We start from the raw sequence: 12,863 nt of genomic DNA on the forward strand, positions 1-12,863 counted from the left end.
GGCCGCAGTGAACGAACATACTCTTCGTGCCTTCGACGACGACATCGTTGAGCTGCGCGGCCTCATTTCTGAAATGGGGGGGCGGGCCGAAGCCGCGATCGAGCAGGCGATGACCGCTCTGGTGCGCCACGACGTCACCGCCGCGGCGCAGATCGTCGCCGATGACCGCAAGATCGACGAGCTGGAGGCCGCAACGGAGCGGCTGGCAGTGCAGATCATGACGCTACGTGCGCCGATGGCGGACGACCTGCGCGAGACGGTCGCTGCCCTCAAGATCGCCGGCGTGATCGAGCGGATCGGCGACTATGCCAAGAACATCGCCAAGCGCGTGCCCCTGGTCAGCCGCACACACAAGATCGAGGCGCTGTCGGTGCTGCCTGCAATGGCGCAGGTAACCAGCGAAATGCTGCACGATGTGCTCGACGCCTTTGCCGCGCGCGACGCCGAGGTCGCCGTGCAGGTTTGCGAGCGGGACCGCGCGGTTGACGATTTCTACAACAGCATCTTCCGCACTCTGTTGACCTTCATGATGGAAAACCCCGCGACCATCGGCGAGGCCACGCACCTCCTGTTCATCGCCAAGAATTTGGAACGCATCGGCGACCATGCGACCAATGTCGCGGAGATGGTCTATTTCGCTGCCAAGGGAGAACATATGGGCGAGCGCGAACGCGGCCATCCGAGCATCCAGGCCTGACCATGGGACGCGCCAAAATGTTGCTGGTCGAGGACGACGCCGCGCTCGCCGAGCTGCTCGTCTGGCATTTTCAGCGTGAGAACTTCGAGGTCCGGCACACCGCCGACGGCGAGGAAGCGCTGCTGATCGCGCAGGAAAGCCCGCCCGACCTGGTCCTGCTCGACTGGATGATCCAGGGCCTGTCCGGGATCGAAGTCTGCCGCCGCCTGCGCCGCATGAGCGAGACCCAGAATGTGCCGATCATCATGCTCACTGCGCGCGGCGAGGAAGAGGATCGGGTCCGCGGGCTGGAGACCGGCGCCGACGATTATGTGACCAAGCCGTTCTCGCCGCGCGAATTGGTGGCGCGCGTCGGCGCGGTGCTGCGCCGCGTGCGGCCCGCGCTCGCCGGCGAGCAACTGACCTATGCCGATCTCGAGATGGATACGGTCGGCCACAAGGTGCGCCGGGGCGGCCAGCTGGTGCCGCTGGGGCCGACCGAGTTCCGCCTGCTCAAGCACTTCCTCGAGCATCCGGGCTGGGTCTTCTCCCGCGAACGACTGCTCGACAGCGTCTGGGGCCATGACGCCGATATCGAGCCGCGCACCGTCGACGTTCACATTCGGCGGCTGCGGCAGGCGATCAATGTTAGCGGCAAGCCCGACATCATCCGCACGGTGCGCAGCGCCGGCTACGCGCTCGACGCAGACGGCAAACTGTAAGCGTTCCACCCCTTCTCGCGCAGATCGCACGCCGGACAGTCGCCGCAGCCATAGCCCCAGGCGTGCAGCCGCGAACGATCGCCCCGATAGCAGCTATGGCTTTCGGTGCGGATCAGCTCGACCAAGGCCGCGCCGCCGAGCCGCTCCGCGAGCCGCCAGGTTGCCGCCTTGTCGCGCCACATCAGCGGGGTGTGAATGACCATATGGCGGTCGAGGCCAAGGCTCAGCGCAACCTGCAGCGCCTTCAGCGTGTCGTCCCGGCAGTCCGGATAGCCGGAATAGTCCGTCTCGCACATGCCCCCGATCAGATGGCGGATGCCGCGCCGATAGCCGAGCGCGGCCGCCAGGTTGAAGAAGAGCAGGTTGCGGCCGGGCACGAAAGTGGTCGGCAGTCCGTCGGCCCCAAAGGCGATCTCTGCTTCCCTCGTCAATGCGGTGTCGCTGATCTGCCCGAGCACGGACAGATCGAGCAGATGGTCGTCGCCGAGCTTCCCCGGCCATAGGTCGCGCATGCCTCCCAGCAGCGCCGCACGGCAATCGAGCTCGACCCGGTGCCGCTGGCCATAATCGAAGCCGATCGTCTCCACGCGTCCGAACCGGTCGAGCGCCCAGACGAGGCAGGTCGCACTGTCCTGCCCGCCGGAGAAGAGCACGAGCGCCGAGTCTTGCTGAAATGCCATATGATCCAATTAAGCGTTCCGGCGCCGCTCGGCAAAATACGAGCCGGCCAGTGCGAAAGCCGCCCCTTCCATCCAGCCGCCGAGCACGTCCGTCGGCCAGTGCACCCCCAGCACCACGCGCGACAGGCCGATCAGCACCGCAAGCGGTATGCCTATCCAGGCGACGTGCCGGTGCAGCACCAGTGCCAGCAACAGATAGAGGCACGCGTTCTGGGCCGAGTGGCCGCTCGGGTAGCTGAGGTCCATCACCTGATCGAGATGCGGGTAGAGATCGGGACGAACCCGGGAGAAGAGCAGCTTCAGCAGCGGATTCGTCGCCATCTGCGCCGCCACCGTTGCGATTACAATGATGGCGGCGCGACCACGCTGCTGCCTGCGCCAGAGGTACAGCGCCGCTACGATCGCGATCGCGCCAACGACCTGGCCTTTCCCGATCCGCGACAGGAACAGCCAGAAACCGCCGATCTCGCGCCCAGGCGCCGCCAGCCGCGACAGCGCCGGATCGAACACCGGATTGCCGCCGAGCTTGAGCGCGAAACCGAGCGCAAGCACCGCCGCCAACAGGAGCAGCGCGGCGGTAAGGCGGCGGCTCACTGGCCGCCCTTCACCACCTCGCCGCCCTTGATCACCGTCCCGACGCGTTCCAGCACCCGCACATCCTCGGTGGGGTCGCCCTCCACCGCGATGATGTCGCCATAGCGGCCGACCGCAATAGCGCCGACATCGGCGGTCTGGCCAAGCGCTTCGGCCGCGCTTTTGGTCGCCGACTGGATCGCCTGCATCGGCGTCATGCCCCATTCGACCGCCTTGGCGAACTGCCGGGCATTGTCGCCATGCGGATAGACGCCGGCGTCGGTGCCGAAGATCATCGGCACGCCGGCGCGGAAGGCCTTGCGGAACGTCTCTCGCTGCAGCCGGCCGATCAGCTTTTCCTTGTCGAGGCTTTCCTGCTCCGTGCCGTTCGCGGTGCCGGTCGCCAGGATATAATCGTCATTATAGATATCCATGGCGAACCAGGTCTTCTTCTGCGCGGCGAGCTTGATGCCCTCGTCATCGGCCAGGCTCGCATGTTCGATCGTGTCGATGCCCGCGCGTACCGCCTCGCGAATGCCTTCGGGCCCATGCGCATGGGCAGCGACCTTGATGCCGAGCATGTGCGCCTCGTCGGCGATCGCCTTCATCTCGTCATAGGTGAGCTGTTGCGCGCCGACAGCGTCGCCAAGCGAGAACACGCCGCCAGTCGCGCAGATCTTGATCACCCGTGCGCCATATTTGTGCAGCCACCGGACCTTCGCGCGCGCCTCGTCCGGCGAGTTGATGACCGATGCTTCCTTGCGATCATGGGAGGGCGGCAGTCCGTTCTCATCGCAATGGCCGCCGGTCGCGCCGATCGCATAGCCTGCCGGCACGATGCGAGGTCCCTGAATCCAGCCACCCTCGATCGCCTGCTTTAGGCCGACATCGTCAAAGTTCGCCGAGCCGACATTGCGGACGGTCGTGAAGCCGGCATCGAGCGTCTTCTTCGCGTTCGCCGTGCCGACGGCCTGCCAGAAACTGTCCGTATAGCGAAGCCCGCGATAGCCGCCGATCTCCGCCAGGCTGGTCAGATGGACGTGCATGTCGATGAGACCCGGGAGGATCGTCTTGCCGGCGAGCGCGATGACCTTGGCACCAGCAGGGGCGGCGCCGGTCGAGACACTGGTGATCCGCCCGTCGGTGATGGTGACGACCGGGTTCGCGACCATCTTACCGGCGAGCACGTCGACCATTCGGTCGGCGGTGACCACCACGGTCTCCGCCGACGCCGGAGCGGAGAGTGCAAGAGCGAGAACAAGAGAACGCATCCAAGGACCCCTAAATAGGTTCGGGCTGAGCCTGTCGAAGCCCTCCCTTCTTCCAGCCGCGTAGAAGAAAAAGAAGGGCTTCGACAAGCTCAGCCCGAACCGAATTTGGATGTCGCAGCGCTATTGCTTCGACAGCGCGCGCGCCTCGTCGAGATGCTTGGAGACGACCGTGCTGGTCTTCGATGCGAAGTCCTTGAGGACCGCGTTGTCGCCCGATTGCGCATAGCCCTGATGCAGCTTCAGCGCGGTTTCGTGCGCCGGGATCTGCTGCGTCAGGTAGAGCGTGTCGAAGGCCGCTCCCTTGGCCGACTTCAGCGCATCGATCTTCGACTGCATGTCGGGCGCGAGCGTCGGCGGCGACAGGGTGAGGTCTTCCTTCGCAGCGATCGCCTTCAGATCGGCGGTGGATTTCGTGTGGTCCTTGACCAGCATCGCCGCGAAGCTCTTCACCTCGGCGCGCTCGCCCTGGGACTGGGCGAGCTTCGAGCTTTCGATCTCGAACAGGTCGCTGGCGGCAGCGGCGGCGGCGAAATCGGTCGCAGCCTGCGGCGCCTGCGTCATCGTCGCGTCGCCGGCGTTCATCGCCGCGGCGTTGTTCGCATCGACTTCGCTCGTGGTAACGGCGTTGTCGCTGCTTGAACTTTCATTCGTGCTGGCCGACCCGCATGCCGCGAGCGCGAAGCTGATGGCGGCGACGGTTCCGAAATTGACGGTCTTGTGCATGGCACTCTCCTCCGAACGCGCCGAACGCGGGCGGAGGAGAGGTGTTCCGCACGTTGCGGGAGCTATTCCGTCGTCTTGCCGTCCCAATGATCATTGTCATGATCCGCCTCGGCCTGATCCTTGGTGCGGTGGACAATCTTGTCCTTGTGCTCGGGCGGACCATAAAGCGTGTAGAATTTCAGCGGCTCGTCGCCCGTGTTGACGACGTTGTGACGGGCGCCGGCGGGCACGATCACGCCGAAATCGTCTTCCACCGGATTGGCCTTGCCGTCGATCCGCACCTCTCCCTTGCCCTGTTCGAAGCGGAAGAACTGATCGCGATCCTCATGGACCTCCTCGCCAATCTCCTCACCGGGCTTCAGCGTCATCACGACGAGCTGCAGATGCTCGCCGGTGTAGAGCACGGTGCGGAACGTCTCATTGTCGAGCGTCGCCTTCTGGACATCGTCGACATAACCCTTCTTCGCCATCATGGCCTCCAATTTCGGTTCGGCTATGTAACAGTATTGGCGCGCGCGAGTTCCTCGAACAATTGCGATCTCAGATATGCAGCGGGCGTCCATAGGCGGCGAGGACGCTTTCGTGCATCATCTCGGAGAGCGTCGGGTGCGGGAACACCGTTTCCATCAGCTCGGCTTCCGTCGTCTCCAGCTGCCGCGCCACGACATAGCCCTGGATCAGCTCGGTCACTTCGGCTCCCACCATGTGCGCGCCGAGCAGCTCGCCGGTGTCGGCATCGAACACCGTCTTCACAAAGCCTTCCGCTTCACCCAGGGCGATCGCCTTGCCGTTGCCGATGAAGGGGAATTTCCCGACCTTGACCTTGCGGCCGAGCTCCTTGGCGCGCGCCTCGGTATAGCCGACCGACGCCACCTGCGGCCGCGAATAGGTGCAGCCCGGAATGTTCGACACGTCCATCGGGTGCGGCTTGCCACCGGCAATCGCCTCGACGGCGATCACGCCTTCATGGCTCGCCTTGTGCGCCAGCCAGGGCGCGCCGACCACGTCGCCGATCGCCCAGATGCCGGGCACATTGGTGCGGCCATAGGGGTCGACGGCGATATGGCCGTTCCTCGCCTTTTCGACCTTCAGTTCTTCGAGCCCGATATTCTCGGTGTTCGGCACGATGCCGATCGCGACGATGGCGTGCGAGAACTCCTCGGTCGTGACCTTGCCGTCCGCCGCCTTGATCTCGGCGGTGACTCCCTTGGGCGAGCTCTTCAGCGCCTGCACGCCCGTCGAGGTGCGGATGTCCATGCCCTGCTTCTTCAGCGCCTTGGTCATGAAGTCGCTGATCTCGGCATCCTCGACCGGCAGGATGCGGTCGAGCATCTCGACGATCGTCACCTTGGCGCCCATGTCCGAATAGAAGCTCGCGAATTCGATCCCGATCGCGCCCGACCCGATCACCAGCAATTTCTCCGGCATGGCGGGCGGCACCATTGCGTGGCGATAGGTCCAGATACGGTCGCCATCCGCCTTGGCAAAGGGCAGCTCCCGCGCCCGCGCGCCGGTCGCGACGATGATGTTCTTCGCTTCGAGCTGAACCTTGCCCTGCCCGCCTTCGACCTCCAGCTTGCCCGGCGCGGTGACGCGGCCATTGCCCTCCACCACCGTCACCTTGTTCTTCTTCATCAGCCCTTTGACGCCATTGTTGAGCTGCCCCGCGACCTTGCGCGACCGCTCCGTCACCTTGGCGAGATCGAACGAGGGCTTTTCGACGCTCAGGCCATAGGCGTCGGCATGGGTGATATAGTGGTAGATCTCCGACGAGCGCAGCAGCGCCTTGGTCGGGATGCACCCCCAATTGAGGCAGATGCCGCCGAGCCGCTCCCGCTCGACGATCGCGGTCTTGAGGCCAAGCTGCGCCGCCCGGATCGCCGCGACATAACCGCCAGGGCCGGAGCCAAGGATGACGAGGTCGTAAGTGTCAGTCATTATCGGGCTCCTGAAAGATTATCTCAGACCTACAGCGGCCCAAAAAGAATATGGAATGAAGTACAGCACTAAGAAGACCGAGACGGCCACTATTACAAAGCGCTTGATGAACTTGTCCGAGGCAAACATGGCCAAAAAAAGCACGCATGCGCCGAAAACCCAAAGTGACTTAGATACCAGAGGTTGGGTCGCATGGGGGAGGCTTCCGGTAACCCAAGCAAGGAGAAGGGAGACGATCGCGATTGCAAATGCATCAAGCCTCATGGCGTGATTTGTCGGCTTCTTAGCTCAAGCCACCATTCCCAACGGGCTTTCGACCAGCGCCTTGAATGCCTGCATCAGGCGCGCACCGTCGGCGCCGTCGATGGCGCGGTGATCGAAGCTGCCGGTGGCGCTCATCACTGTGGCGACACCGAGCGCGTCATCGACGATATAGGGCCGCTTCTCGCCCGCGCCGATCGCCATGATCATTCCCTGGGGCGGATTGATGACCGCTTCGAACTGCTTGATGCCGAACATGCCCATATTGGAAATCGACGCGGTGCCGCCCTGATATTCGTGCGGCTGCAACTTGCCCTCCTTCGCGCGGGAGGCGAGTTCGTGCATTTCGGTCGAGATGGCCGACATACCCTTCGTGTCCGCGCCGACGATGATCGGCGTGATCAGCCCGCCCGGGATCGACACCGCGACCGCGATGTCTGCGCGGCTGTATTTGATCAGCTGGTCGGGCGTGAAGGAGACATTGCACTCCGGCACTTGCTTGAGCGCAACCGCGAGAGCCTTGATCAGCAGGTCGTTGACCGACAGCTTCACTCCCCGCGCACTGAGCGCCGCGTTCAGCTCGCCCCGCAACTTCAGCAGTGCGTCGAGGCGGATGTCGACGGTCAGATAGATGTGCGGGATGGTCGATTTGGCCTCGGTCAGGCGGCGCGCGATGGTCTTGCGCATGTTCGACAGCTTGACCGCTTTGTGCGGGATGTCGGTGGTGAAGGCCGGTCCCGCTGCGGGCGCGGGGGCCGGGGCCGCTGTCTGCGCCGCCGGGGCAGGCACCGCGGCCGCCGGTTGCGCCGCGGGTGCAGCACCGGGTTGCGCCGCATCGATGTCGGCCTTGACGATTCGCCCGCCCGGACCGGAGCCCTGGATGGCGCTCAGATCCAGCCCCTTGGCCTCGGCCAGGCGCTTGGCGAGCGGCGATGCCTTCACCCGGTCGCCGGATGCTGGAGCCGGAGTCACCGGGCTCGCCTTCTCTTCGTCGCGCGTGGGCGTCACGCCATAGCCCTTGGCCGCCGGATCGGGTGTGGGTGCCGGAGCTGGTCCCGGAGCGGGCGCAGCCTCGGCCTTCGGTGCAGGAGCGGGAGCGGACGCAGCGTCCTCGCCTTCCCCTGAAATCAGGGCGATGACCGCGCCGACTTTCACTCCGTCCGTGCCTTCGGGCACCAGGATCTTGGCGATCGTGCCTTCGTCGACCGCTTCGAACTCCATCGTCGCCTTGTCGGTCTCGATCTCGGCCATGATGTCGCCGGAGCGGACCGTGTCCCCCTCCTTCACCAGCCATTTGGCGAGCGTGCCTTCCTCCATCGTCGGCGACAGGGCCGGCATCTTGAGCTCGATCGGCATGGGGGCTCCCTTGAGGCGTTCCGTAACGGCCCCTCCCTTCGGCCAAGGCAGGAAACCGGTCAAGATATTGCGCTCGGACCCCGCTTGCCGCACCACGTGGGCCTAGGAGAGGCCGGCCCAATGCGCACTTATCTGGCAGTGATCGACGAGACACCGGAAGCTGAGATCGCGCTGCGCTTCGCGGCCCGCCGCGCGGCCAAGACGGGTGGCACGGTGCTCGTGCTTGCGCTGATCGAGCCCGCCGAATTCGTCGCCTGGGGCGGCGTGCAGGCGACGATGGAAGAGGAGGCGCGGTTGCGTGCCGAGGGGCTGGTCGCAAGCGTCACCGGGACGCTTTTCGAGGAATCGGGCGTACGGCCGTCGATCCAGGTCCGTCAGGGCGAGCCGATCGAAGCGGTACGCGATGTGTTGTCGGAGAATGACGGCATCGCGGCGCTGGTGCTCGGTGCCGCCGCCAGCGGAGCGCCGGGGCCGCTCGTTTCCCACTTCGCCGGCTCTGACGCGGGCAAGCTCCCCTGCCCGGTCATGATCATTCCCGGCAGCCTGACACGCGAAGCAGTCGACCGTCTGTCCTAGTTGCCGTTTCGCTTGTCCCGAGCAAAGTCGAGGAGCGTGGCACAAGCGCCCTTCGACTGCGCTACGCTCCGCTCAGGACGAGCGATCAGGCTGCGATCCGCGGCGCCAGCAGTTTCACGAGCATTTCACAGCCGGCTGCGTCGCCCGCGTCGAAGCGGTTCGCCAAGGGCGAATCGAGATCGAGGACACCGATCAGTCGGCCCTGGCTGACGATCGGCACCACCAGCTCGGAAGCGGAGGCCGCATCGCACGCGATATGGCCGGGGAACGCATGCACATCGGCCACCAGCTGCGTCTCGCCAGTCGCCGCCGCTTTGCCGCACACGCCCTTGCCGATCGCGATGCGGATGCATGCGGTCTTTCCCTGAAAGGGACCCAGCACCAGCTCGTCGCCGATCAGCCGGTAAAAGCCCGCCCAATTCAGGTCGGGCAGATATTCGAACAGCAGGGCCGCGGCGTTGGCCATGTTGGCGATCGGGTCCGGCTCGTCCGCGGTGAGCGCGTCGAGAGCCGAGAGCAGGTCGCTGTAGAGCTCGGTCTTCGAGCTGGTGGAAACGTCGAAGGCGTACATCGCAAGGCAATGTACCCCTGCGGAAGCAGGGGTCCAAGCCCTTCCTTCTGGGCTCCTGCATTCGCAGGAGCACAAGCTTAGTCCAGCCTCACCTTGCCGCGCGCAGCCTTGACCGCACCTCGCCCCTTCTTCTCATCGACCCGCTTCGCCTTGGCGGCCTTGCTCGGCTTGGTCGCGCGGCGCTTGACCGGCCGGAGGTGCGCCTTGCCGACCAACTCGGCGAGCCGTTCGCGCGCTTCCTGCCGATTGGCTTCCTGCATGCGATGCGCGCGGGCGGTGACGACGATCTCGCCTTCCTTGGTCCAGCGGCTGCCCGCAAGCGCCTTCAGCCGGGCATAGACTTCCGGGTGCAGGCCGAGCGCGAACACGTCGAGCCGCAGCTGCACCGCGGTCGCCACCTTGTTGACGTTCTGCCCGCCGGGCCCGGTCGCGGCCAAGAACTTCTCCTCCAGCGCCTCCTCGGGCAGGGACGGCCATTCAACCTTGGCCAAGCTGCCAACTCCCGAACCTCGCCGGAAGCGGCGCTTCCACGTCGATCGCCGGCTTGTTGTGCCTGGGCATGACGATGCGGCTGGCGTGAAGAAGCATTGCCACCCTGCCGTCACCATAGGTCGGATCGCCGACGATCGGCAGGCCGAGCCCGCTCGCGGCGTGGACGCGCAGCTGGTGGGTGCGGCCCGTCTTCGGCTCGAAACGGACCAGCGCGCGCCCGTCACGGACCGCCAGTCTCGTCCAATGGGTGACCGCGGGCTTGCCTTTTTTCGCCGGGATGATGCGCCAGCCGCCCGCTGCGCTGCTGATCTTCGACAGGGCGAGTTCGATCACCCCCTCGTCTTCCGCCGGCACACCCTCCAGCACGGCCAGATAGGTCTTCTGCACCTCGTGATTGGCGAAGGCGGCGGAAAAGCGCCGATGCGCGCCGTGATTGCGCGCGAGCAGCAGGCACCCCGACGTGTCGCGGTCGAGGCGGTGGACGATCCCGGGCGGCCGCGCGAAGCCGAAGCGCAGATCGTCGACCATGTCGGCGAGCGCCGGCGTGCCGTCCTTCGGCCGGTCGACCGGAAGACCCGATGGCTTGTCGATGACGAGCGCTTCGGCGTCCGTGAAGAGAATTGGAAGGTCAGGCACCGAGACCCGGTAGAACAAAAATCCGTTCGCTTCGAGCGAAGTCGAGAAGCGTATCTCGACTTCGCTCGATACGAACGGAGCTATTCAATTACCCGAACAGCTTGGCAGCCGTCCGCGCCACCCGCGCACCCAGATAGTGCGCGCCGCCCAGGTCCGCTTCACTCGGCATCCGCTCCCCGGTGCCGCCTGCGACGGTCGTGGCGCCATAGGGCGCGCCGCCGACGACTTCCTCATGGCCCATCTGCTGCTGATAGCCATAATCGAGGCCGACGATCGTCATGCCGAAATGCAGCAGGTTGGTCAGGATCGAGAACAGGGTCGTCTCGTTGCCGCCATGCTGCGTCGCCGACGACGTGAAAGCGCCGCCCACCTTGTTGTGGAGCGCACCGGTCGCCCAGAGCTTGCCGGCGCCGTCCCAGAAGGCCGCCATCTGGCCGGCCATCCGGCCGAAGCGCGTCGGCGTGCCGACCACGATCGCGTCATAGGCGGTCAGTTCGTCGGGACTGCCGATCACCGGATGCGGGCTGTCCGTCTTGAAATGGTTGGCCCGGGCGATTTCCAGCGGCACCGTCTCGGGCACGCGCCGGATGTCGACCTCGGCGCCGGCTTCACGTGCGCCCTGGGCGACCGCCTCGGCCATGCGCTCGACATGGCCGTAGGTCGAATAATAGAGAACCAGAACCTTCGACATTTGCTTGCTCCTTATTCGCTGTCCACCATCACGATTTCGGCGTCTTCATGCGCGGTGATCCGCAACGCGCCGGTCCCGGTAAGCGCACCGCCGTCGCGGGCGTTGAGTTCAACGCCGTCGACTTCGACGCGGCCGGTCGCGGGGACCAGATAGGCGTGCCGACCTTCGGCTAGGTCATAGTCGAGGCTCTCGCCCGCCTTCAGCGTCGCGCCGAGCACACGCGCATCGGCGCGGATCGGCAGGGCGCCGGCCTCGATCTCCTCGCCAAAGCCGCTCGCCAGCGTGACGAAACGGCCGGAGCGGTCCCCCTTGGGAAACGGCTTGGCACCCCAGCTGGGCTGTCCACCCAGACGCTTGGGCTCGATCCAGATCTGGAAGATACGGGTCGTCTCCGGCTCCAGATTATATTCGGCATGGCGGACGCCGGTGCCGGCACTCATCACCTGGACGTCGCCCGCCGCGGTGCGGCCGGTGTTCCCCATCGAGTCCTGGTGCGTGATCGCGCCGGACCGGACATAGGTGATGATCTCCATGTCGCGGTGCGGATGCGGCGGAAAGCCGCTGTTCGCGGCGATCTCGTCGTCGTTCCACACGCGCAACGCGCCCCAGCCCATGCGTTTCGGATCATGATAGCTGGCGAAGGAAAAATGATGCCGCGCGTTCAGCCAACCGTGATCGGCGTGGCCCAGGCTTTCGAAAGGACGTTTTTCGACCATCTGAGGTCTCCTTGAGACTTGCTTGGGGCCTAGATAGCGCGCAGGATCGGCGCGAAAATAGAAACAGTGGAAACTCATCGTTTCAAATATGCGCCTGCCTGATTTCGAAGCCTGGGCGATCTTCGCCACTGTGGTCGAGCAGCGCTCTTTCAGCGGCGCGGCCCGTGCGCTGGGTCTGTCCAAGGCGACCGTGTCCAAGGCGATTACGCGGCTGGAAGCGCACCTGGGCGCGTCCCTGTTTCACCGCACGTCGCGTACACTGTCGCTGACGGAGACCGGGCGTGCGCTCGCCCCGCGCGCCCAGCGCATCCTGAACGAGGCGGTGTGCGCCGAGGAAGAAGCCAGCGACGCGGCCAGCGCGCCCAAGGGTCTCGTCAAGCTTGCCGCACCGATGACGTTCGGCCTCCAGCGGGTCGCGCCCGCCATCGCCGATTTCATGGCCGATCACCCCGACATCGTCATCGACCTGTGTCTCGACGACAAGCGCATCGACCTGGTCGAACAGGGCATCGACGTCGCGCTGCGGATCGCGCAGCTGCCCGACAGTTCGCTGCGGGCGCGCCGTCTCTGTCCCATTTCCATGCATGTGGTGGCGAGCAGCGCCTATCTGGAACGGCATGGCCGACCCGCTCACCCGGCCGAACTCGCCGAGCATCGGTGCATTCTCTATGCGAACAGCGAGACCTGGCGCTTCGTCGGCCGCGGCGGCGAGGAGGTGGTGGTCAAGCCGAGCGGTCCGCTCCGATCGAGCAGCGGCGAAGCCATGCTGCCGGCGCTGCGGGCGGGGCTTGGCATCTCGACCCTGCCGGACTTCATCGTCGATCCCGATCTCGAACAGGGCAGCCTTGAAGCCGTACTCGCCGACTGGCAGGCGCCGCCGATCGCCCTTCACTTGGTCACGCCGCCCAATCCGCTGCGTCCGGCGCGGGTGGAGGCATTGATCCGCTTCCTCGTCGCGCGTTTCTCGGTCAGAGGCTGATC

16 protein-coding genes are annotated in these 12,863 nt (G+C 65.4%); 4 read left to right on the forward strand and 12 right to left on the reverse strand.

Annotated elements, in window-relative coordinates; all coding sequences use genetic code 11:
- Positions 1-7 precede the first annotated feature (7 nt).
- On the forward strand, positions 8-697 hold the full coding sequence (gene phoU / locus HJG53_RS03165; protein ID WP_171127707.1) for a phosphate signaling complex protein PhoU: 690 nt from the start codon (positions 8-10) through the stop codon (positions 695-697).
- A 2-nt stretch (positions 698-699) separates the two neighbouring features.
- The gene (gene phoB, locus HJG53_RS03170) at positions 700-1,398 is read left to right on the forward strand and encodes a phosphate regulon transcriptional regulator PhoB (protein WP_171127708.1); all 699 of its coding nucleotides are present in this window, start codon (positions 700-702) and stop codon (positions 1,396-1,398) included.
- On the opposite strand, the gene queC is transcribed toward phoB, so the two are convergent.
- From queC to HJG53_RS03205, 7 genes are all read right to left on the reverse strand, one after another.
- On the reverse strand, positions 1,368-2,078 hold the full coding sequence (queC, locus tag HJG53_RS03175; RefSeq protein WP_171127709.1) for a 7-cyano-7-deazaguanine synthase QueC: 711 nt from the start codon (positions 2,076-2,078) through the stop codon (positions 1,368-1,370). The genes phoB and queC overlap by 31 nt on opposite strands.
- 9 nt (positions 2,079-2,087) lie before the next feature.
- A complete protein-coding gene (locus tag HJG53_RS18965) occupies positions 2,088-2,672 on the reverse strand; it encodes a phosphatase PAP2 family protein (RefSeq protein WP_171127710.1) in 585 nt (194 codons plus the stop codon).
- Positions 2,669-3,922 (reverse strand): amidohydrolase family protein, encoded by a 1,254-nt coding sequence (locus tag HJG53_RS03185; RefSeq protein ID WP_171127711.1) that lies wholly within the window; start codon positions 3,920-3,922, stop codon positions 2,669-2,671. The genes HJG53_RS18965 and HJG53_RS03185 overlap by 4 nt, the downstream gene beginning before the upstream one ends.
- A 120-nt stretch (positions 3,923-4,042) precedes the next feature.
- Complete coding sequence (locus HJG53_RS03190; protein ID WP_171127712.1) at positions 4,043-4,645, reverse strand: DUF4142 domain-containing protein; 603 nt, start codon at positions 4,643-4,645, stop codon at positions 4,043-4,045.
- A gap of 62 nt (positions 4,646-4,707) precedes the next feature.
- Positions 4,708-5,115: a cupin domain-containing protein gene (locus tag HJG53_RS03195; RefSeq protein WP_171127713.1), complete on the reverse strand. Its 408-nt coding sequence runs from the start codon at positions 5,113-5,115 to the stop codon at positions 4,708-4,710.
- Positions 5,116-5,185: 70 nt separating this feature from the next.
- Positions 5,186-6,583 (reverse strand): dihydrolipoyl dehydrogenase, encoded by a 1,398-nt coding sequence (gene lpdA, locus HJG53_RS03200; protein WP_171127714.1) that lies wholly within the window; start codon positions 6,581-6,583, stop codon positions 5,186-5,188.
- A 288-nt stretch (positions 6,584-6,871) separates the two neighbouring features.
- Positions 6,872-8,200 carry a pyruvate dehydrogenase complex dihydrolipoamide acetyltransferase gene (locus tag HJG53_RS03205; RefSeq protein ID WP_171127715.1) on the reverse strand — a complete coding sequence of 443 codons (1,329 nt, stop codon included), beginning with the start codon at positions 8,198-8,200 and terminating at the stop codon, positions 6,872-6,874.
- Between the two features lie 120 nt (positions 8,201-8,320).
- Here HJG53_RS03205 and HJG53_RS03210 point away from each other — a divergent pair, with 120 nt between their 5' ends.
- Complete coding sequence (locus HJG53_RS03210) at positions 8,321-8,776, forward strand: universal stress protein (protein ID WP_171127716.1); 456 nt, start codon at positions 8,321-8,323, stop codon at positions 8,774-8,776.
- Between the two features lie 85 nt (positions 8,777-8,861).
- Here the strand turns inward: HJG53_RS03210 and HJG53_RS03215 are convergent, their stop codons facing one another.
- The 5 genes from HJG53_RS03215 to HJG53_RS03235 form a co-directional block, all read right to left on the reverse strand.
- Positions 8,862-9,347, reverse strand: coding sequence for a GAF domain-containing protein (locus HJG53_RS03215; protein WP_171127717.1), 486 nt, complete (start codon positions 9,345-9,347; stop codon positions 8,862-8,864).
- 77 nt (positions 9,348-9,424) lie between these two features.
- Positions 9,425-9,838: an alternative ribosome rescue aminoacyl-tRNA hydrolase ArfB gene (gene arfB, locus HJG53_RS03220; protein ID WP_171127207.1), complete on the reverse strand. Its 414-nt coding sequence runs from the start codon at positions 9,836-9,838 to the stop codon at positions 9,425-9,427.
- Complete coding sequence (locus HJG53_RS03225; RefSeq protein WP_171127718.1) at positions 9,825-10,475, reverse strand: RNA pseudouridine synthase; 651 nt, start codon at positions 10,473-10,475, stop codon at positions 9,825-9,827. The genes arfB and HJG53_RS03225 overlap by 14 nt, the downstream gene beginning before the upstream one ends.
- An 88-nt stretch (positions 10,476-10,563) precedes the next feature.
- Entirely contained in the window at positions 10,564-11,166 is a 603-nt protein-coding gene (gene wrbA, locus HJG53_RS03230) for an NAD(P)H:quinone oxidoreductase (RefSeq protein ID WP_171127719.1), read from the reverse strand.
- Positions 11,167-11,177: 11 nt separating this feature from the next.
- Positions 11,178-11,882: a pirin family protein gene (locus tag HJG53_RS03235; protein WP_171127720.1), complete on the reverse strand. Its 705-nt coding sequence runs from the start codon at positions 11,880-11,882 to the stop codon at positions 11,178-11,180.
- An 88-nt stretch (positions 11,883-11,970) separates the two neighbouring features.
- Here HJG53_RS03235 and HJG53_RS03240 point away from each other — a divergent pair, with 88 nt between their 5' ends.
- Positions 11,971-12,861, forward strand: a complete 891-nt coding sequence (locus HJG53_RS03240; RefSeq protein WP_171127721.1) for a LysR family transcriptional regulator — start codon at positions 11,971-11,973, stop codon at positions 12,859-12,861.
- The last annotated feature ends 2 nt before the right edge of the window (positions 12,862-12,863 follow it).

The sequence above is a fragment of the Sphingomonas sp. ID1715 genome (genome assembly GCF_013044515.1).
GTDB lineage: Bacteria > Pseudomonadota > Alphaproteobacteria > Sphingomonadales > Sphingomonadaceae > Sphingomonas_B.

What these genes read in the sequence shown, in the direction of transcription:
- phoB (WP_171127708.1), top strand. Translation starts at nt 700, where the DNA reads ATGGGACGCGCCAAAATGTTGCTGGTCGAGGACGACGCCGCGCTCGCC.
- wrbA (WP_171127719.1), bottom strand. Translation starts at nt 11,166, where the DNA reads ATGTCGAAGGTTCTGGTTCTCTATTATTCGACCTACGGCCATGTCGAG.
- HJG53_RS03240 (WP_171127721.1), top strand. Translation starts at nt 11,971, where the DNA reads ATGCGCCTGCCTGATTTCGAAGCCTGGGCGATCTTCGCCACTGTGGTC.
- HJG53_RS03195 (WP_171127713.1), bottom strand. Translation starts at nt 5,115, where the DNA reads ATGGCGAAGAAGGGTTATGTCGACGATGTCCAGAAGGCGACGCTCGAC.
- lpdA (WP_171127714.1), bottom strand. Translation starts at nt 6,583, where the DNA reads ATGACTGACACTTACGACCTCGTCATCCTTGGCTCCGGCCCTGGCGGT.
- HJG53_RS03215 (WP_171127717.1), bottom strand. Translation starts at nt 9,347, where the DNA reads ATGTACGCCTTCGACGTTTCCACCAGCTCGAAGACCGAGCTCTACAGC.
- HJG53_RS03185 (WP_171127711.1), bottom strand. Translation starts at nt 3,922, where the DNA reads ATGCGTTCTCTTGTTCTCGCTCTTGCACTCTCCGCTCCGGCGTCGGCG.
- HJG53_RS03190 (WP_171127712.1), bottom strand. Translation starts at nt 4,645, where the DNA reads ATGCACAAGACCGTCAATTTCGGAACCGTCGCCGCCATCAGCTTCGCG.
- queC (WP_171127709.1), bottom strand. Translation starts at nt 2,078, where the DNA reads ATGGCATTTCAGCAAGACTCGGCGCTCGTGCTCTTCTCCGGCGGGCAG.
- HJG53_RS03210 (WP_171127716.1), top strand. Translation starts at nt 8,321, where the DNA reads ATGCGCACTTATCTGGCAGTGATCGACGAGACACCGGAAGCTGAGATC.
- HJG53_RS03235 (WP_171127720.1), bottom strand. Translation starts at nt 11,882, where the DNA reads ATGGTCGAAAAACGTCCTTTCGAAAGCCTGGGCCACGCCGATCACGGT.
- HJG53_RS03205 (WP_171127715.1), bottom strand. Translation starts at nt 8,200, where the DNA reads ATGCCGATCGAGCTCAAGATGCCGGCCCTGTCGCCGACGATGGAGGAA.